We start from the raw sequence: 18846 nt of genomic DNA on the forward strand, positions 1-18846 counted from the left end.
ATTTCCTATGTCGAATAATAATGCACTCTCTAGACAAGCATCAGGTAATAAGGAAGGTATTGTATTAGTACTTGGAAGTAGCCTAACTATCATGGGGTCCGTCATGGTGGCTCCGATGATTCCTAAAATTGGCGCAGAATTTGGGCCAACCACACCCGATGCCGCCACACTCGTGCCGCTAGCAATAGCAGGCCCCGCTTTGGCCATCGCGCTTTTTGCCCCATTAGCAGGCTTGCTGGCCGATAAAGCAGGACGTAAGAAATTACTGATTATTGCGACTTTTTTATATGCCCTGTTTGGCTTTGTTCCTGCTCTATTGGGCGATTTGCATAGTATCGTTATCTCGCGTCTTCTTTTCGGTTGTGCTGAAGCCGCCATAATGACGTGCTGTACGACATTAATCGCAGACTATTGGCATGGCGATCAAAGGATGAAGTTTATCAACTTTCAGGTCGTCGCCATTGGACTGATTGGCTCTATCTTCTTTGTCATTGGTGGAATGCTCGGTGAGTCTTCTTGGCGGATTCCGTTCTACTTGTATTTACTGCCTTTATTGCTGATTCCTTTCATGATCAAAGTACTATGGGAACCAAGTAAAGAGTCAAAATCATCTGAAGCGGAAGTCGTTGAGCAAGCGCCAGCCTCAGCAGAAAAAACGGCTATGTTTCCGCTTATCATCAGTTACCTAATGATCTTGTTTGGCATGGTGCTAAACTTTGTGGTTCCTATCCAAACACCAACCTTACTGGTTCAAATGGGAGTGACCTCCACCACAGAAATTGGCATGTCGGCAGGGCTAAGCTTATTAGCCACTTTAATAGGTTCCATTCTTTGGCCGGTATTACGTCGTTTATTCGGTCTTAACCTCTGTAACGCAGTACTGTTTGCTTTGGTTGGTACTGGGTTATGGTTACTGTCTAATGCAGCGACTTACCAACAAGTACTGATTGCTGTAACGATTCAAGGCATTGGCGCTGGTCTGATGGTGCCAAATATCATGGCGGCAACAATGAATATCCTTCCAGCAAAAGTACGTGGACGTGGTTTGGGGATTTTTACATCCAGCTTATATCTTGGTCAGTTTGTCAGCCCCATTATCGTGAGCATCATTTTAGCAACTGGCTCAGACCTTCATAACACTATTTATAAACTCGCACTGGCAGGCTTGGTGGTTGCTGCTCTATGGGTGATATCCAGTCTTTTTCTTAATAATAAAGACACCAGCCCAGAATCAAAACATTCTTTATCCTAGAAACATTCTTTATCCTAGATAAAACCTTAACCGGGCAACGCAATGTTGCCCATTTTAAAGTGGATATTTTTTATGAAAGACATACACAACTTAGTCGACTCACACGATGGAATAAGCCTTGGTGAATTCGTTAAAAAAGGCGAGATCAAAAGCGAGGAATTACTAGAGTGCTGCATAGAACGCGCTGAAAAAGTGAATCCGGAAATCAATGCGATTGCGGAAAAACTCTACGACTCTGCACGCAAGGCAACACCACATGAAGGTTTATTTTCTGGGGTCCCAACCTTTGTAAAAGACTTATTTGCTCCTGTAGCAGAAGCCCGCATGACCAATGGTTCAAACGCACTGGGCGAAGCCCGCCCAGGAATGGACGATAATCTTGTCAGCCGTTTACGTAAAACAGGCTGCACCTTTATCGGCACCAGTACATCACCTGAATTTGGCGCATCCTACACCACAGAATCCACTCGCTTTGGACCAACCCGTAATCCATGGAACACCAAACATAGTAGTGGTGGTTCTAGCGGTGGCTCTGCTGCATTGGTCGCTGCTCGCGTTGTGCCCTTTGCTCATGCCAATGATGGAGGCGGTTCCATTCGAGTTCCGGCGTCATGTTGCGGTCTATTTGGTATGAAGCCAACTCGTGGCCGTATGCCAAGTGGCCCATTAACGGGTGAAGGTTGGGGCGGCTTCGGCACCGCTCATGCCATTTCTCTTTCTGTACGTGACAGCGCCGCTCTAATGGATCTCACTGCGGGAATGGATCTTGGGGCACCCTACGCCTCACCGAGTCAATCCATGTCATTTCTTGATGCAACCAAAACACCAGTACGCCCACTGCGTATCGCACTGGTAGAAAGTATGGATCCTTGGCCTAGTTCACCAGAATCTTTAGCCGCAGTAAGACATGCCGCAAAATTGTGTGAAAGCTTAGGACACGAGGTAACTCAAGCCGAATTACCTGTCGATTTATACCAGTTCTTTGACCAGTGCTTCGACATCATTGGCACCAACACCAGAAACTATGTTGAACTCTTAGGACAAATGCGCGGTAAAGACGTTTCTCTAGATGAATTGCAGGTTCATACCCGCATTATGCTCCGAGAAAAAGGCAACATTGGTGCGGTTCAATATGTAAGAGCCATTGAATCCATGCATGCACTAGGTCGCCGCTTTGCTAATCTGATGACGGAATATGATGTGATTCTGACGCCAACACTGGCCAAACCACCCGTCTTGATTGGTACCTTGGATGTGATCGATGAAAACAAATCTGCCGATGACCTTATTCAGCATTACCACAGTTACTCACCCTACACCTGCCTATTCAATGCGACAGGGCAACCGGCCATGTCAGTGCCGCTGTACTGGACAGAACAAGGTTTACCCATTGGCGCACATTTTTCTGGCCGCTTTGGTGACGAAGAAACCCTTTTCTCACTTGCCGCCCAACTCGAACTAGCACAACCTTGGTTCAACAACAGACCAAAAGTAAACGCTTGCTCATAACCCCCCCCCCAAAGATCCCCCTTTTCGTCCCCTGAACAACTTGCTCAGGGGATTTTTTAAGGGCGATTGAAAATACATAGAAAGGTTTCTAACGTGCAGACGAAAAAAGAAACTCTTTAGTTGCCTTAAATAAAAATAGCAACTAATATGTTTCTATCTATTCGAAAGCAACGTATTAGTTTCCTTATGATAAACCTACTACAGCAAATCAAACATCGCCGTTTAGCACTGAACCTCAAGCAGAATGACATGCTAATGCGTATTGGCATTTCTAGGCAGCAATACCAGCGGCTTGAAGCAAAGGGCAACCCAAGACTTGATACTCTTGAACTGATTGCTAAGGGCCTAAATAGCGACGTCATGCTGATTCCAAAAGAAAAGCTGAATGCTGTTTTAGCGGTTCTTGAAAGTGATGGTAACAACACATCTTTACCGCACAAACAGCCTGATCATTCTGAAGAACAAAAAAAACTATCGGATGATCCATGGAAAGGATTACTAGAAGATGGAGACGAAAATGACAACGGAAATTAGTGTTCTTAAGTTGACGTTACATGGCCATCTAGTGGGGTATTTGGCAGGGGCAAAGAATGGACGTAATGTTTTACATTTTGCTGAAAGCTTCCAATCTAGTACAGCTCGCCCTACTTTTAGCTTAACCACCCATCCAAATTTTCCACGTGCCAATAAAATTCTATCTGAGCCATGGGCTACAAACCAACGCCTGCACCCTATTTTGTCTAATCTATTGCCTGAAGGTTCTTTGCGAGAACTGATCGCTCAAGGACTCAAAACCCATGTTGATAATGAGTTCCATATTTTGTCTTATCTGGGTATGGATTTACCGGGTGCATTAGTCGCTGAACCGATGGAGCCAGAAGATGTTCCTCTACATTTATTCTCATCTCATGGCCAAGTAAAAGCGGTTAAATTCGACATACTCAGCCAAAAAAATAAGTTCTCCTTGGCAGGCGTTCAGATGAAGTTTTCCATGAAGGAAAAAGACGGTCGATACAATCTATCGAAAGACAATGTGCTTGGCGATTGGATTGTGAAAACACCGTCCACCAAACACAAAGAAGTGCCCGCCAACGAGTTCACAGCCATGACTCTCGCTTCCCTCATTGGTGTAGATATTCCTGAAATAAAATTGGTCGAGATAGACCAATTAGACAACCTTCCACAAATCAATCTTCCTGATGAAAAATTTGCCTTCGCCATAAAGCGATTTGACCGACATGACGACCAACGTATTCACATGGAAGACTTTGCTCAAGTTCTTGTGAAGTACCCACATGAAAAATACAGTTCAGGCAACTACGAACAAATAGCAAAAATCCTATATCAGTTTTCTGGTGATGGTCTAAATGACGCCCAACAACTTGCCCGTCGTTTACTCGCCAACATCCTATTAGCAAACGGTGACGCCCATTTGAAAAACTGGAGTTTACTGTATGCAGATCAAGTCACCCCCAGACTCTCACCTGCTTACGACATAGTCACCACCAGTGTTTATATTGAAGACGAACAGCAATTTGCTCTTAACCTTGCAAAGACGAAGGCTTGGTACGATGTCTCATATAAACACTTTGAACATTGGGCAACTAAATCAGATATTCCATGGCGAGCGATTAAACCGCATCTGGACGATGTGATGGAAAAAGCCAGAAGCCTTTGGCCGAACGCGCTAAAAGACCTACCAATGAATGAAGATCACAAACAACAGCTAAGAGAACATTGGCAAAGACTTCATGAGGATTTTCGAGTTTAATAATGTATAGCGAAGTCTGGTCGATTTACCCAAAATATAGGACGAAACGAATATCTAATGTTCCTTTATAGAAGTCCGGTAAGGCCCTTTCAATCGTAAAATACTCTCTTCAAGCCACTCTATGTGAGAACTCAGGAAAAAAAACGGCGTATCCGGCCGTTTTTGAACCTCAGTGACAACGTACTGAACCACCTCCTTATGGTTTGTAGTCTGTTTTATGGCATTTCGGGCACGGTGGTAACCTATCGCTAGTGTCGTCCAAAGTGACCGTTTCTGAACAGTTGGTGCAAGTGTATGTACCCTTACCTGGTTTTTCACTTGTAGTAGACATAACTCTCTCCTTGAAGATCTATCCCCTTGAGCGATACAGTACTCGATGTTGGGTGCATCGAGATATCAAACTTTTATAGTACTTAAAAACTTCTGGTTCTGCGCTGCGATACAGCTCGATATCGCTGGCTCGCACTCGTAGTCTCTTACAAATGAGCGATGAAAGTCGCTGTCTCGCTCTATAAACACTGCACTTGGACCATCGCTAAACTGATCGGCGGTGATGTCGATAATCCAACCGTCCCATTCAAGCCAAGCATGTGTTTGATACTGATTACTTACTGTTCTTTCGTCTGCTACATAGCGGATGTTTGTATATCCTTGGCTGACAAGAAAACAACCAAGGATATGACTGACATTGCCGCAATAACTGGATTTTGGGTAATAATGTTTTCAAACACCGCACTGGAACTGACACCATCATTAGTAAGTTCTGTGAGTTGTGTAGAGGTTAATTTAGTGGCCGGCGGTGTGTATTCAGCAGAAATATCAAAAGGTATTTTTACCTCTTGTGCACCTTGCTCTTTGCTGGATTGATAAAAGCGAGCAGAGTACTTCGTCTTCCCAAGCAAAATCCAAATAGCTTGCATGGCTGGCGTACCAGGACTCAATAAAATAGAGATATCAGCATTTGCTTTTTTAAAAGTACTAAGGTGCTTATCAGCAGCATGAAATATGGATTCGAAATCCACAGGAGGAACTAATGTTTCTTGATAACTCTCTATTGCATCAACCGTTTGGCGTTTCAGCCACTCGATATAGGGAGTGCTCCTAGCTTTTGGGTATGAGCAAAGAAGAATAACTCGATCAAAGGAAAAGCTTGCCAGCGTAGACGATATAGGTGCATCTAATGGCATATCAGAGATAGCAGCCCTTAAATCTGTATCACCAATCCATGAAAAAAGTACTTTTTCCGCCACAAATACATCCCTAATAAAAACAACTGTTTACAGACTGTAAAGACTACTACAGTTTTTTACTAGGCACATCTCCAGAAAAATAAAGTTAAGAGAACTAATTTCACCAATGTTAAGTTGGATGGGGCACAAATGGGCCAAAGTCATGTCCCGCCCTAAAATACGTTGACGATTTTTGTTAAGCCAGTATGGATTCCATACTGGCTTTTTCATGTGCTTCTTCTTTTTTATATGCTCCTTCTGATGTCTTCATATTAAGACTTAAGTGAGGTCGATATTTATTATAAATACCCATAGACTCAGTTCAGCTGACAGTATCGACCTTAGCGATTGTTAGGCACAAGCAAACAAATTAACCGTGTAAATTTACATAATTCGTTTTAGAAATTTATCAGCTCGTATTCGAGTGATTTTTTTTATGAGTCCTTGTATTCTCATCGGATAATGAGGCAGAGTGTCAAATTGGCGATAGGTTACTACTCGCTTAGTATGTTGAAAAATACGCTCAAACTCATCGGCAAATTTGGCCTCTAAAAATTTTTCAGGGTCTTCAATCAATAAAGCATTTTCTAAATCAAGCGACCAAGCTCTTGGGTTAACATTGTTTCCTGTCAACAACATAAACTGTCGATCCACCCAAAGGCCTTTTAAGTGATAGTTATTATTGTCATGCTTCCATAGATGAATAGACAAGAAACCTGAAGCAATGCTTTCTTCATGGTTTTTAGCAAATTGCTGTAAATTCATTTCATACAAATAGGGCAACCCACCAGTGATTCTTAGAGGAGTTTCAGGGTCTATATAAAAATCATTGGCTTGCTTATCGCCAACAATAATATGTACTTTTACCCCACGTTTTATGGCTTTTTTAATCGCCTTCACTACCACTATTGGAAGGTTAAAATAAGGTGTGCAAAGAATAATCTCCTCTGTGGCCTTAGCCAACAAAAGCATAATTTGTTCATTTAACACATTACCGCGCTTGCCTACTCCGATTAAAGGTATTACAGCCACCTGATTTGCATTTAAGGGTTGCGGTTCAACCGGATATGTAGACTGACTTAGGGATTTCCGGAAACGACGAATGTCCGATTTTAAGCGTCTGCTCTTTGGAAAACCCGGTTTGGAAAGATCATGAACGGCAGGCTGACAAATAATTTTCTCATAAACAAATCCCGCCATGCTATCGGCCAGTGGCTTGCTTTCAATGGTATGGTAACGGTCTAATCGATAACGTCCTTGATAATCAAGGTGTACATTATTTAAGCTCGCCCCCGTGTAAATCACCGTATCGTCTATAATAAATCCCTTAAGATGTAGAACACCAAACATCTCTCGCTGACGAACAGGTACTCCAAAAACGGAGATTGAATGTAGGTATTTTTTGGTATAAGCCTGATACATCACCACATTACCTTTGCTCTTGGGAGCGCCAATGCGACCACGCTGAGCACGATGCCAATCCACACAAATCGCAACGTCTAGCGAAGGATTGCGTTGTTTAGCCTCATATATAGCCGTTAATACTTTTCTCCCACCTTCATCGTCTTCCAAATAAAGCGCGGTTAAATAGATTCGAGTCTTTGCCTGGTGAATGGCGTCTAATAAATAGTCACGAAAATGTCCTGCTGATGACAAAACATTAAATTGCTCTGGCTCAATGGTGAAAGAAGGTAATGTATGCGAAAACGGCCGAATTAACATAATGAACCTCGTTTATAGCCTTCTTATTAGTCATCAAATGTCATCGTATGGCATTTACGATCTGCTTTGGTTTTTAAATAATGATGGTTATATTGATTAACATGCACCTTGGTGGGAACTTGCTCAGTGATGTCTATTCCATACATGATTAGTTGCCGTGCTTTATCGGGATTGTTCGTTAGCAGCCTTATTTTTGACACACCTAAAGCCTTTAGCATCTGCGCGGCAATACGAAAATCGCGACCATCTTCCGGTAAGTTGAGCATGTCATTGGCTTGATAAGTATCGAAGCCTTTATCTTGTAATGCATAAGCTTCCAATTTGGCATACAAGCCAATCCCTCGACCTTCTTGTCGTAAATAGAGAATGTATCCACCTTCTTGATTAATCAGATCAATGGCCTCATCAAGTTGCTCGCCACAGTCACAGCGCCCAGAGCCAAATACATCTCCGGTTAAACATTCCGAATGCAAACGAACCAACGGAACATGACTTGCGAATGAAGGCGTCTTACCTTCAAAACTAATGCCTATGTGTTCTTTACCAGAGCGATCGCCCTGAAAGGAAATAAACTCAGCCATAACGTCGCCTGCTCTTATTGGCATCATGACACGGCGTTTCACTGTTATAGTATCCATTGAGACCTACTCACTAGAGATGCAGATTGATTTAGTCATTCTCTTAATGCCAAATATCGCGAATGCTATGGAACCCTCTTCAAATAAGGCGGCATTCAAGATGTTAGCTTGAACCAATGTCGATTCTGAAGCAGACTATACCCATGTATATATAAATAGGGCACCCCCTATAAATGTCTATAAGGTATGCAAAATTGTATGGCATGGAAAAAGAATTTCTTTGATTGGAACAATGCTCGGGCTTTTTTAGTAACGGCCGAAGAAGGCTCATTCTCAGCCGCAGCAAGATCTTTGGGAATGACTCAACCGACTCTAGGGAGACAGGTTGCAGCATTAGAAGCCGAATTAGGTGTGACACTATTCGAACGTGTCCCACATGGTCTTGAACTGACAAAAACAGGATTAGAACTGGTTGACCATGTCCGTTCAATGGGAAAAGCAGCAAGTGACTTATCCATCAGTGCATCAGGGCAATCTCAGCAAATAGACGGTTCCGTTAGCATTAGTGTGGGTGAACTTGATGCTATGGTGTATTTACCCAAAATACTGAGTCAATTAAGAAAACAAGAACCTGGCATCGAAATAGACCTTATTGTCACCAATAACGTAAGTGACTTAAAAAGTCGTGAGGCAGATATTGCCATCCGTAACTTCCGTCCAACACAAGCGGATTTTATTGCACGAAAGTTAAAAGACGAAAATGTCTACCTTTATGCCACACAAACCTATCTAGACCGGTTTAAAGAACCACAAAAACCTTCGGACCTTGAAGGGATAGAGTTTATTAGCTTTAGCCGTACAGACCATGCCGAGCCATTTCAGAAATTTTTAATTGAAAAAGGTTATCCGGTTAACAAAAAAAGCTTTTCTATTTTCACTGACAATCAACTCATTCAAATTGAATTGGTCAAACAGCATCTAGGGGTTGGGGTATTTTCAGAAGACTATGGCGACTCTATTCCTGAACTCAAACGAGCATTTCCATCATTCGGTCCAGTAATTCAAATACCGCTTTGGCTGGTTTGCCACAGAGAACTGCACACCAGTTTAAGGGTTAGAAGAGTATTTGATTTGATTGTTGATCACATCGCACAAAAATAAAAACTAAACCATCATTAAAGATTTTCCGACCCGTTAAGTGATTAGCGGCTAAAGTAAAAACAAAAGGATTCTGAACATTTCCTAAGAGACAGGACATAATTTTTAGGCATCTTGAGAAGACAGAGGAAACTTTATAGTTTGCAGAAACAAAAAAGCCGAACACTGGGTTCGGCTTTCTTAACTTACACTCACTAATTAAGAAAAGTAGTAAGTATAATTTTACTGTAAAAAAGAGTGGTAGGACTAAGCAGATTCGAACTGCTGACCTCTACCATGTCAAGGTTACTCTGAATATTCCCTTACATGGCAATGAATTACTTTATATAACGTATTCAATACCTTAGTAAACACACTTCCTTTGAATCAAAGCAATATAGGACAATAAAACTCTATATCAGGGGATTTTGGCCCATTTTGATCCCATCTTGGCCCATGACCTCTACCTTTGAATCAAAGCATCTCAAATTAGCCCATACCTTAAAAGCAAAAATCCCTATAATTGCATGGTTTCAATTGCTTTGAATCAAAGCATACTTTTGGACATTTTTGTTACTTTGATTCGAAGTAAAATAGAGCTTTATACCATTCAAAGCTTATTTCATCATAAGAGGTCTACAAAAAAACACCTTTAACGTAATGTTTTGTAGACCTAAATCTTGTCTACTTAGCTCATCAGGTCTACAATTTAACACCAATAAAGTAATAATTCGTAGACCATTATGAGAAAAAAAGAAAAATTACTGTCCGCACTATCTCATGCTACTAAAGCTGGTGGAGGTGTTCATACGGCTACAGAGATAGCATTTATGCTAGGCGAAAAACATACACCTGCTTTTACAAAGTTTCTTACAGATTGCGTACGAAAAGGTGTGTTACGAAGAGTTGCAGCGGGTATTTTTGAAAGTACCATTACTCCTCCAGATGGATCCACGGCAATTTACAAGGTTGTAAATAAGCTCAGAGGAGACGTACTTAACTATATCAGCCTAGAGAGCCAACTTAGCTATACAGGCGATATTTCGCAAATTGTTATGGACAGACTCACTGTGATGACAAAAGGCAGAAGTGGCATTTTTTCTACACCTTATGGCGTCATTGAGTTTACACATACAAAAAAAACGATCGAGGCAATCGCTCCTAATATTTATTTCGATTCAGATATAAAAATGTATCGGGCCAAAACAATCCAAGCTCTTATTGATTTAAAAAACTGTAATCGAAATCTGCACATGCTGGAGGCATAACATGCTCAAAGAAGTCATAAAGCAAATTGTTAACACCAATGCTGAGTATGCAGGGATAACACCTGTTATAGAAAAAGAAATATTGCACCATGATATTATGGCGGTCATGGTAAAACAGGGGGTTATGCAATCACTAACTTTTATTGGCGGCACATCACTTCGCTTATGCCACAACAGCTCTCGATTATCTGAGGATTTAGATTTTAATGGAGGGCATGACTTTAAACCTGATGATTTTGATGGTTTGGAAGTCGAGATTCAAAAGTACATACAAAAAAAATATGAAACAGAAGTCTGGGTAAATAAGCCAAACAAAGATAAACAAGGAGACACATCTTCTTGGAAAATTAGTATCGAAAAAGAAGCTAACCGCCCTGACCTACCACGTCAAAAAATGCATATAGACATTTGTGCGATCCCTTCTTTCGACATTGAGAGAAGACCATTGATCAATCATTACAATGTCGTCGTTCCAACAGAAGGGCTTTTGATCCCAGTACAGTCGTTAGAAGAAACCTTGGCAGATAAATTCATTGCTCTAGCATACCGTTCCAGACGTATTAAACCTCGTGATGTTTGGGATATTCTTTGGATCAAGCAAAGAGGTATTGACGTATCCATAGAGCTGATCTACAAAAAACTTGCGGCAAGAGAAAAAACAAAAGCTCACTTCATAGAGTCGCTTACCCTTCAGGTCGAAAAATTACTGAACAAAGAAGAGGTAAAAGCTGACTTTAACAATGAAATGAGCCGTTTCATTCCAAGCCAAATTAAACAGCGAACAATTGATAATCCAGAATATTGGCAATACGTGCAACTTGAAATTAAAAGCATGACAGACCCGATACTCAAACCTGATTTACAGACAAAGAAATTTGATATGGGCTTTTAAACGATAATTAAATAAGACATATTAATGCTGACAAGTGATGTTAAGCCGTTCATCCAGTGTACTAGCTCAGACCTGACCTGACAGTTACCTCATTTTGAAATTACCTCTCGTTTAGTTTTGATTAAAGATTCGACACCTTTATCAAAACGGGTAAATATCTACCTTTCAAGTAGAATTGTCAGATCAAGTCGAGACTAATACAATTAATCGCATGTACCCTAGTTTTCTCTACGATTTAGGAAAATCTAAAAACTGGGCAGGTAAAAGAGTTTCAATATGTTTAGCAATATTCATTGCCAATAAATCATTGCCTCTATCCGCTATAACTTGAAGGCCGACAGGAAGTCCATCTACGTGTCCGCATGGTACAGATAAAGCTGGCTGTTGAGTGAGATTAAAAGGATAAGAAAATGGGGTCCATTCCATCCAATCCTTTTGCTGTTCCGTCTCTGTATTTTTTCCGGCCTCAAAAGCGGTGCGAGGAAGTGTAGGAGTAATTAATACATCGTACCTCGCATGGAACTCTTGCATTATTCGGCCTAAATCAGCTCTCCTATCTGTTGCAACCATATAATCAACGATATCAATGGCTTTTCCTTTTTCTCCAATGGCTAGAAAACCAGAATCAAGAAGATCACATTGTTGTTGACTAAAGCCTGAAACAACCTTTGCGGCTCCTGAGAACCAAAGTGTCGAAAAAATATCGACGGGGTCTTCAAAACCGGGATCTACTAAATCAATTTGCGCCCCCATTTCTTCTAGCTTTTTAACTGCAATATCTACAAGTTTAAGGACATTAGGATCAACATCCACATAACCTAATGTTGGGCTATAAGCTATTTTCACTCCTGCCAAAGGAGAACAAGTATGGTTACTCCAAATCCCATTAAAAGTACGGGTTGCATACCAATCTCTTGTATCTGGTGTAGCGACAATATCCATCATTAGGAGACTATCTTGAACCGTTCTAGTAATAGGGCCAAGATGGGACAGTGTCGTCATGGAACTAGCTGGCCACTGTGGTATATAACCAAATGTAGGCTTTAATCCAAATACACCACAGAACGAAGCTGGAATTCTAATAGAACCACCAGCATCACTTGCTTGATGAAGAACCCCCATATTTAATGCAGAAGCAGCTGCAGCACCACCGGATGATCCACCAGAGGTTTGTGATGTTTTCCAAGGGTTTCTAGTTATTCCAGTTAAGCGACTGTCTGTCACCCCTTTCCAACCGAATTCTGGTGTCGTCGTTTTCCCCAATATAACAGCGCCAGCTTGTTTCATTTTCAAAGAAAATGGTGCATCAAAACTCATCACACTTGTAGATGAAGTAAGTGAACCATTTCTATTCGGCCACCCAGCAACAGAGGTGAGATCTTTAATAGAACTTGGAACACCATCAATTCGACTAAGAGGCATTCCTTTAAACCATCTGGCCTCTGAATCCTTTGCTGATTGTATTGCCTCTTCCTCTGCTAAATAACAATATGCATTAACTAAAGGATTACATTTGTTAATGCGTTCAAATGAGGCTTTAACAGCTTCAACAGGAGACAGCTCTTTTGTTTCAAATAATTGTGTAAGCTCTACGGCACTCATATCCGCAATATTAGTATTTTTTGACTTAATCATGTTTTATTACTCCAGCAGATGATAATAAAACATTCAGTAATACAGATGCACCTGCACCAAGATCCTCAACATTTGCTCTTTCTAATTCATTGTGACTTATTCCACCTTCACAGGGTATAAAAATCATTCCTGCAGCTGCAACATCAGCCATGAAAATCGCATCATGACCAGCTCCACTAACAATATCCATAGTTGGATAACCTAGCTTGTATGCTGCATCTCTGACATTTTTTATACAATTAGAATCAAACCCTATTGGAGGAAAATCAGCAGTAGGATTAATTGTTATTTGTACAGTGTATTTATGACTTAAATAATCGACTTTTTCATGCAGCTCTTTAACCATTTTATCTAGTACTTCAGCTTGAAGATGTCTAATATCGGCCGTCATCTTAACTCGACCGGGTATAACATTCCGAGAACTAGGAAACACGTCAAAGCAACCAACTGTTCCACGTCCATGAGGGGCATTTTGTAATGCTAGATTATTTAAGAAAAGAATTAACTCTGCTCCAGCAAGTGATGCATCTTTTCTAAGGTGCATCGGAGTTGGCCCTGCATGAGCTTCTACACCAACAATATCAATATCAAACCATTTTTGACCAAGCGCACCAATTACAACACCTATTTGCTTATCTTCATCTTCTAGAATTGGGCCTTGTTCAATATGAGCTTCATAATAGGCCGATACGGCATGACCAATGTGACTTTTACTACCGTCATATTTGATAGACTTTAAAGCCTCCTGTACCGTTATTCCTTTCTCATCTTTTGTTTTAAGTGCAGTATCTAAAGAAAATTTGCCAGTAAACACTCCGGAGCCCATCATACATGGGGGAAAACGACAGCCCTCTTCATTTGTCCAAGCGACAACCTCAATAGGCGCTAATGTTTTTATATTGAAATCATTCAGTGTCCTAATGGCCTCTAGCCCAGCCATTACTCCAAAGCATCCATCAAATTTGCCACCAGTAGGCTGAGTGTCTATATGAGATCCTGTCATTACTGGTGGCAAATCATTATCTAAACCTTCTCTACGTGCAAAAATGTTTCCTATTTCATCAATCGATACTTTGCAACCTGCCTCTTCACACCATCTTTTAAAAAGGTCACGACCTTGCTTATCTAATTCGGTGAGAGCTAACCGGTTTAATCCACCTTTGTTTGTATGACCGATTTGCCCATGAATCATTAAAGATTCCCAAAGTCGATCAGCATTGACTTTGACCGGATCCATGCTGGAAAATAATTTTGCTTCATTCATTACAATTCACCTCAACTAAACAGCAAGATATCGACTTTTAATGTCATCTTGTTTACTAAATTCTGCTTTAGAACCTTGATATACAATTTCACCAAGCTCAACGACATAATGCTTATCTGCAAGCTTTTCACACACAGATAAATTCTGCTCTACAAGTAAAACTCCAACCCCTGCAGCACGTATTTGATCCAAAATTCGAACTATCTCGTCAACAATTACTGGAGCTAAACCTTCCGTTGGTTCATCAAGTAAAAGAAAATTAGGGTTATTCACTAATGCTCGAGCTATAGCAAGCATCTGTTGCTCTCCGCCAGATAAAGCATTCCCTCCATTCTTACGTCGCTCTTTTAATCGAGGGAACATTTTATAAATATCTTCAAGACTCCAAGGACTATTCGTATCAATTGCGATCCTCAGATTTTCTTCTACAGAAAGAATGCCAAAAATTCCACGATGCTCAGGTACGAGTGAAATACCTTTGCGAGCAATTTCAAAAATTTCTTTACCAACAAGATTTTCCCCATTTAGCTGTACAGAACCTTCCTGTGCTTTAACAACACCTACTATTGTTTTTAGTGTTGTTGTTTTTCCAGCACCATTTCTGCCTAATAACGTAACAATTTCGCCAGATTCAATGGCCAATTCAATGCCATTTAAAATATGACTTTTACCGTAATAAGAGTGAAGGTTATTAATGACTAATTTACTCATTTCCACTTTCTCCTAAATACGCCTTCTTAACTTGCTCGTCTCCTTTAATAGCTTCAGGAGAACCTTCAATTAAGATATTTCCTTGATGCATGACAGTAATACGATCAGAAATAGACATAACTAATTTCATATTATGCTCAATCAGCATAACCGTATGCTGTTTACCTAATTCAGAAATCAATCCAGTCATTATCGGTATATCATCCACTCCCATTCCAGAGGTAGGCTCATCTAATAGCAATAATGCAGGAGAACCACATAAAGCCATTCCCACTTCAAGAATTCTCTGCTGACCATGAGATAATTCACCAGCCAACTTATCAGAAAAGTTTTCTAATTGAATTTTAGCTAATACCTCATTGGCTTTTTCAAGGTGTTCATGATTATTAGCTTCAGGAACCCAGAAATTTAATGCACTCAATCCATCCCTACCTTGCGCTGCGATTCTTAAGTTTTCTCGTACAGTCAAGTTTTGAAATAGACTAGTCACCTGAAATGAACGCGACATACCTTTTGAAACCCGTTTATGTGCGGCAACATAGGTTATATTTTCATCATTGAAAAAAATACTTCCACGCGTGGGTTTTCGCTCACCAGTTAAACAATGAAATAATGAAGTTTTCCCAGCGCCATTAGGACCGATAACCGTATGAATAGAGCCTTTTTCAATTTTTAGATCGACATTTCCAACAGCTGAAAAAGCACCGTAATCAAGACCTAAGCCAGAGGTTTCTAATAAATAATTTGAACTCATTTAATCACCTCAGTAACAGAGATTTTCTTTGATTTTTTAGATGGAGATAGCTTAGAAAATAAAGAGACAATCCCCCCCCATAACCCTCCTGGCAAGAACAAAACAACGGCAATAAGAGCTATCCCTAAAATCATCATCCACCTAGGCCAAATAGATGAAAGAAGATCACCGATTAATACAATTGCACCAGCACCTAAAATGGAACCAATAAGAGAGCTTGTTCCTCCTATAATTGTCATAATTAAAATATTTTCAGACATCACTAGATCTATATTTGATAGCGGTGAAAAATTCAGTAGCATTGCATATAAGGCACCGGCAAGGCCTGTGATTGCACCAGAAATGACAAATGCAATAAGCTTAAAATGATTAGTTGAAAAACCTACAGCTGATGATCGATTTTCATTCTCTCTTATTGCTACTAGTGTTGTACCAAAAGGGGAGTGGATAACTCGTCTGGCAAAAATAAACACTATTGAAAAAAGAGCTGCAACGAATATATAAAAATCCTCGCTACTTTTTAATTCACTAATTGTTAGACCAAAAAAATTTAATTCAGGTCTAGGAACATCCAGAAGACCATTATCCCCCCCTGTCAAGTCACTAAACGTATACGCTAAGAAATATGCCATCTGAGTAAAAGCAAGAGTCAGCATTACAAAGTAAATTCCAGATCTTCTTATTGATAAAGCACCTACAATTAAAGCAAGTAAAGCCCCAGCTATAATCGCAGTGATTAAAGCGCCAAATAATCCAAAATCTAAGTGAAGCATAACTAAGGAAGCACTATATGCACCGCCTCCAAAAAAAATACCTTGACCAAAAGATAGTAATCCGGTGTAACCCAAAAGCAAATTACAAGCTAAAGCTGCTAATGCGAATATCAGTATTTCAGTCGCCAATGTAACTGAAGGTAGTATTATTGGCATCACAACAATAAGAGCGAGTGCAATAAGAGTAATTCCGCCGAAAATAGAAGTTTTATTATTCATCTTATGCTCTCCCAAAAAGTCCATATGGTCGTAAGAGAATGACAAATGCCATCGCCCCATAAATCATTAAACTAGAACCTTGCGGCCATATTGTTGTCATCATACTTTGAACAAGACCAACTAAAAGTCCACCTACTAGTGCCCCAGTAAAAGACCCCATTCCACCTATCACAACCACCACAAAAGCTATTCCAAGGATTTCAGGGCCTACAAAAGGAGTTACCCCTCTTATTGGTGCCGCTAAGACGCCTGCAAGACCTGCAAGGCCTACTCCCAATGCAAAAGTAATAGAAAATAGACGGTGTGTATGGGTGCCCAGCAACGAAACCATTTCAGCATCTTCACTACCTGCTCTGACAAGCGCACCAAATTTTGTTTTGTCCAATAAGAACCAAACTAGTAGAGCTACTAAAGCTGAGAAAGCAATGACAAAAAGTCGGTATTCTGGATAAAAAAAGTTACCAAATTGAAACACCCCCTTTAGAGAGTCTGGTGGAGAAATGTTTTTTCCAATTGGTCCCCAGATTGATATACAAACTTCTTGAATGATTAAAGCAACGCCTAAAGTCACTAAAATTTGATAAGTATGCGGTAAATGATAAACCCTTTTAATTAAGGTTCTTTCACATATCCACGCAATGATTGCAATTGAAATAGGCGCTATAAAAAGTGCAAGCCAATAATTTCCAGTAACTGAAACTGCTGTATAACTTAGATATGCACCTAATAAGTAAAAAGCTCCATGGGCAAAATTAACAAAATTAAGAAGACCAAAAATAATTGTAAGTCCCACTGATATGAGAAAATAAATCATTCCAAGTCCTATCCCATTCAGTGCCTGAAAAAGATAAAGATTCATAATTAACCTCTAGCAAAACGAAGTACCACTTACTTTAAGTAAGTGGTACTAAATATTTTTTAAATTCCTTTACATACAAGAGATGATTCGTCAGGGAACGATTTTCCATAACTAATAATTTCTGCAAAGTCATCTTCATTTTGCATTTCTGAAGCGGCCTTACCCTTAAGCAAATAGTAATTTTTTAATACTTGATGATCCGCAGCTCGAACAGTCTCATCACCGGTTGGCCCCGCATAAGTCTTGCCTTCAAGCGCATGGATTACATCACTAGGATTAGTTGAACCAGAATCGACTATCGCATCTAGCAAGAATGTCGTACTAATATAATCTGCAGCTAATGGGTAGTTTGGAGTAATGCCATAGGCATCCTTAACCTCTTTGACAAGCTTATTATTTAGAGGGGTATCAACCGTATGCCAATATTGAGCACCGAAATAAACATTCTCCGTCACACTTGAGCCTAGCTCTTGAAATTGGTCCAAACCTGAAGACCAGGTTACCAATATCGTCATTTGGTTCTTCAAACCAAAATTTATTGCTTGTCGTAACGCATTAGATGATTGGGAACCAAAATTTAGCAGTAAAAGAACATCTGGTTGGGCAGCCATTGCATTAGTTAAATAACCAGAAAACTCTTGTTCTTGTAATGAATGATAGCTATTACCAACATGCTCAATTCCTAATTCCTCAAATACTTTTTCTGCATTAGATAGCAATGCTTCACCAAACACGTATTGTGGCGTAATTGTATACCAACGTTTTTTTTCTGGGTGTTCCTTAAACAATGGAATAACAGTCTCTCTGATAGCTCCATAGGTAGGAACAGACCATCGAAATGTTGATGTATTACAATCAGTGCCTGTCAGTTCATCGGCACCTGCCGGAGTAATAAATACTCCTCCTGACTTATTAACCTCCTTACCTATTGCTAAGGAAGTTGAAGAAAGAGTTCCACCATTAAAAAACTTCGCATTGTCTTGACTAATAGCTTCTTGAACCTTGCGAAGGGCTTTACCAGCGTTACCTTCGGTATCAATTACTTTATATTTTGGACTCCGCCCAAGAACATCTCCATAGTTATCAACAGCAAGTTTTGACCCCATATCAGCATACTTACCATAGCTAGCAAAACTACCAGAAAGAGATTTAACACCGTAAATCGATACCGAATCATCAGCAACGGTAATACAAGATACTGATGCCATCGAGAAAGCCAGCACTGATAATTTTAAATATTTTTTAATCATTTTTGAGTTCCTATTGTGTTAGT

18 protein-coding genes are annotated in these 18846 nt (G+C 40.2%); 7 read left to right on the forward strand and 11 right to left on the reverse strand.

The window, feature by feature from the left end:
• Positions 1-7 precede the first annotated feature (7 nt).
• The 4 genes from C0J08_RS14375 to C0J08_RS14390 all read left to right on the forward strand — a co-directional run bounded on the left by C0J08_RS14375 (position 8) and on the right by C0J08_RS14390 (position 4532).
• Positions 8-1252, forward strand: coding sequence for an MFS transporter (locus tag C0J08_RS14375; protein ID WP_212652626.1), 1245 nt, complete (start codon positions 8-10; stop codon positions 1250-1252).
• Between the two features lie 72 nt (positions 1253-1324).
• Positions 1325-2761 (forward strand): amidase, encoded by a 1437-nt coding sequence (locus tag C0J08_RS14380; RefSeq protein WP_249344312.1) that lies wholly within the window; start codon positions 1325-1327, stop codon positions 2759-2761.
• Positions 2762-2908: 147 nt separating this feature from the next.
• A complete protein-coding gene (locus C0J08_RS14385; protein ID WP_212652628.1) occupies positions 2909-3295 on the forward strand; it encodes a helix-turn-helix domain-containing protein in 387 nt (128 codons plus the stop codon).
• Entirely contained in the window at positions 3279-4532 is a 1254-nt protein-coding gene (locus tag C0J08_RS14390) for a type II toxin-antitoxin system HipA family toxin (protein WP_249344314.1), read from the forward strand. The genes C0J08_RS14385 and C0J08_RS14390 overlap by 17 nt, the downstream gene beginning before the upstream one ends.
• Before the next feature lie 196 nt (positions 4533-4728).
• Here the strand turns inward: C0J08_RS14390 and C0J08_RS14395 are convergent, their stop codons facing one another.
• The 4 genes from C0J08_RS14395 to ribA all read right to left on the reverse strand — a co-directional run bounded on the left by C0J08_RS14395 (position 4729) and on the right by ribA (position 8121).
• The gene (locus C0J08_RS14395) at positions 4729-4863 is read right to left on the reverse strand and encodes a zinc ribbon-containing protein (protein ID WP_212652630.1); all 135 of its coding nucleotides are present in this window, start codon (positions 4861-4863) and stop codon (positions 4729-4731) included.
• Between the two features lie 295 nt (positions 4864-5158).
• Complete coding sequence (locus tag C0J08_RS14400; RefSeq protein WP_212652631.1) at positions 5159-5782, reverse strand: hypothetical protein; 624 nt, start codon at positions 5780-5782, stop codon at positions 5159-5161.
• Between the two features lie 363 nt (positions 5783-6145).
• Positions 6146-7483, reverse strand: a complete 1338-nt coding sequence (gene pssA / locus C0J08_RS14405; protein WP_212652632.1) for a CDP-diacylglycerol--serine O-phosphatidyltransferase — start codon at positions 7481-7483, stop codon at positions 6146-6148.
• Between the two features lie 26 nt (positions 7484-7509).
• Complete coding sequence (gene ribA / locus C0J08_RS14410; RefSeq protein ID WP_212652633.1) at positions 7510-8121, reverse strand: GTP cyclohydrolase II; 612 nt, start codon at positions 8119-8121, stop codon at positions 7510-7512.
• A gap of 198 nt (positions 8122-8319) precedes the next feature.
• Between ribA and C0J08_RS14415 the strand changes: the two genes are divergently transcribed.
• The 3 genes from C0J08_RS14415 (at position 8320) to C0J08_RS14425 (ending at position 11358) form a co-directional block, all read left to right on the forward strand.
• Complete coding sequence (locus C0J08_RS14415) at positions 8320-9222, forward strand: LysR family transcriptional regulator (protein ID WP_212652634.1); 903 nt, start codon at positions 8320-8322, stop codon at positions 9220-9222.
• Between the two features lie 719 nt (positions 9223-9941).
• Positions 9942-10466: a type IV toxin-antitoxin system AbiEi family antitoxin gene (gene abiEi, locus C0J08_RS14420; RefSeq protein ID WP_012070883.1), complete on the forward strand. Its 525-nt coding sequence runs from the start codon at positions 9942-9944 to the stop codon at positions 10464-10466.
• A 1-nt stretch (position 10467) separates the two neighbouring features.
• Positions 10468-11358 carry a nucleotidyl transferase AbiEii/AbiGii toxin family protein gene (locus C0J08_RS14425; RefSeq protein WP_212652635.1) on the forward strand — a complete coding sequence of 297 codons (891 nt, stop codon included), beginning with the start codon at positions 10468-10470 and terminating at the stop codon, positions 11356-11358.
• A gap of 228 nt (positions 11359-11586) precedes the next feature.
• Here C0J08_RS14425 and C0J08_RS14430 read toward each other — a convergent pair whose 3' ends face one another.
• The 7 genes from C0J08_RS14430 to C0J08_RS14460 are packed head-to-tail and all read right to left on the reverse strand — an operon-like array spanning position 11587 to position 18823.
• Positions 11587-12993 (reverse strand): amidase, encoded by a 1407-nt coding sequence (locus C0J08_RS14430; RefSeq protein ID WP_212652636.1) that lies wholly within the window; start codon positions 12991-12993, stop codon positions 11587-11589.
• Positions 12986-14257 carry a Zn-dependent hydrolase gene (locus C0J08_RS14435; protein ID WP_012070886.1) on the reverse strand — a complete coding sequence of 424 codons (1272 nt, stop codon included), beginning with the start codon at positions 14255-14257 and terminating at the stop codon, positions 12986-12988. The genes C0J08_RS14430 and C0J08_RS14435 overlap by 8 nt, the downstream gene beginning before the upstream one ends.
• A 15-nt stretch (positions 14258-14272) precedes the next feature.
• Positions 14273-14968 carry an ABC transporter ATP-binding protein gene (locus C0J08_RS14440; protein WP_012070887.1) on the reverse strand — a complete coding sequence of 232 codons (696 nt, stop codon included), beginning with the start codon at positions 14966-14968 and terminating at the stop codon, positions 14273-14275.
• On the reverse strand, positions 14961-15722 hold the full coding sequence (locus tag C0J08_RS14445; protein WP_012070888.1) for an ABC transporter ATP-binding protein: 762 nt from the start codon (positions 15720-15722) through the stop codon (positions 14961-14963). Before C0J08_RS14445 ends, C0J08_RS14440 begins: the two co-directional genes overlap by 8 nt.
• The gene (locus C0J08_RS14450) at positions 15719-16714 is read right to left on the reverse strand and encodes a branched-chain amino acid ABC transporter permease (RefSeq protein WP_212652637.1); all 996 of its coding nucleotides are present in this window, start codon (positions 16712-16714) and stop codon (positions 15719-15721) included. Before C0J08_RS14450 ends, C0J08_RS14445 begins: the two co-directional genes overlap by 4 nt.
• A gap of 1 nt (position 16715) precedes the next feature.
• Positions 16716-17573, reverse strand: coding sequence for a branched-chain amino acid ABC transporter permease (locus tag C0J08_RS14455; protein ID WP_212652638.1), 858 nt, complete (start codon positions 17571-17573; stop codon positions 16716-16718).
• Between the two features lie 59 nt (positions 17574-17632).
• Positions 17633-18823, reverse strand: coding sequence for an ABC transporter substrate-binding protein (locus tag C0J08_RS14460; protein WP_212652639.1), 1191 nt, complete (start codon positions 18821-18823; stop codon positions 17633-17635).
• Between the last annotated feature and the right edge of the window lie 23 nt (positions 18824-18846).

Origin of the sequence: Marinomonas sp. CT5 (assembly GCF_018336975.1) — a bacterium.
Lineage (GTDB): Bacteria > Pseudomonadota > Gammaproteobacteria > Pseudomonadales > Marinomonadaceae > Marinomonas.

What these genes read in the sequence shown, in the direction of transcription:
- C0J08_RS14375 (WP_212652626.1), top strand. Translation starts at nt 8, where the DNA reads ATGTCGAATAATAATGCACTCTCTAGACAAGCATCAGGTAATAAGGAA.
- C0J08_RS14380 (WP_249344312.1), top strand. Translation starts at nt 1,325, where the DNA reads ATGAAAGACATACACAACTTAGTCGACTCACACGATGGAATAAGCCTT.
- C0J08_RS14385 (WP_212652628.1), top strand. Translation starts at nt 2,909, where the DNA reads ATGTTTCTATCTATTCGAAAGCAACGTATTAGTTTCCTTATGATAAAC.
- C0J08_RS14390 (WP_249344314.1), top strand. Translation starts at nt 3,279, where the DNA reads ATGACAACGGAAATTAGTGTTCTTAAGTTGACGTTACATGGCCATCTA.
- C0J08_RS14395 (WP_212652630.1), bottom strand. Translation starts at nt 4,863, where the DNA reads ATGTCTACTACAAGTGAAAAACCAGGTAAGGGTACATACACTTGCACC.
- pssA (WP_212652632.1), bottom strand. Translation starts at nt 7,483, where the DNA reads ATGTTAATTCGGCCGTTTTCGCATACATTACCTTCTTTCACCATTGAG.
- ribA (WP_212652633.1), bottom strand. Translation starts at nt 8,121, where the DNA reads ATGGATACTATAACAGTGAAACGCCGTGTCATGATGCCAATAAGAGCA.
- C0J08_RS14415 (WP_212652634.1), top strand. Translation starts at nt 8,320, where the DNA reads ATGGCATGGAAAAAGAATTTCTTTGATTGGAACAATGCTCGGGCTTTT.
- abiEi (WP_012070883.1), top strand. Translation starts at nt 9,942, where the DNA reads ATGAGAAAAAAAGAAAAATTACTGTCCGCACTATCTCATGCTACTAAA.
- C0J08_RS14425 (WP_212652635.1), top strand. Translation starts at nt 10,468, where the DNA reads ATGCTCAAAGAAGTCATAAAGCAAATTGTTAACACCAATGCTGAGTAT.
- C0J08_RS14430 (WP_212652636.1), bottom strand. Translation starts at nt 12,993, where the DNA reads ATGATTAAGTCAAAAAATACTAATATTGCGGATATGAGTGCCGTAGAG.
- C0J08_RS14435 (WP_012070886.1), bottom strand. Translation starts at nt 14,257, where the DNA reads ATGAATGAAGCAAAATTATTTTCCAGCATGGATCCGGTCAAAGTCAAT.
- C0J08_RS14440 (WP_012070887.1), bottom strand. Translation starts at nt 14,968, where the DNA reads ATGAGTAAATTAGTCATTAATAACCTTCACTCTTATTACGGTAAAAGT.
- C0J08_RS14445 (WP_012070888.1), bottom strand. Translation starts at nt 15,722, where the DNA reads ATGAGTTCAAATTATTTATTAGAAACCTCTGGCTTAGGTCTTGATTAC.
- C0J08_RS14450 (WP_212652637.1), bottom strand. Translation starts at nt 16,714, where the DNA reads ATGAATAATAAAACTTCTATTTTCGGCGGAATTACTCTTATTGCACTC.
- C0J08_RS14455 (WP_212652638.1), bottom strand. Translation starts at nt 17,573, where the DNA reads ATGAATCTTTATCTTTTTCAGGCACTGAATGGGATAGGACTTGGAATG.
- C0J08_RS14460 (WP_212652639.1), bottom strand. Translation starts at nt 18,823, where the DNA reads ATGATTAAAAAATATTTAAAATTATCAGTGCTGGCTTTCTCGATGGCA.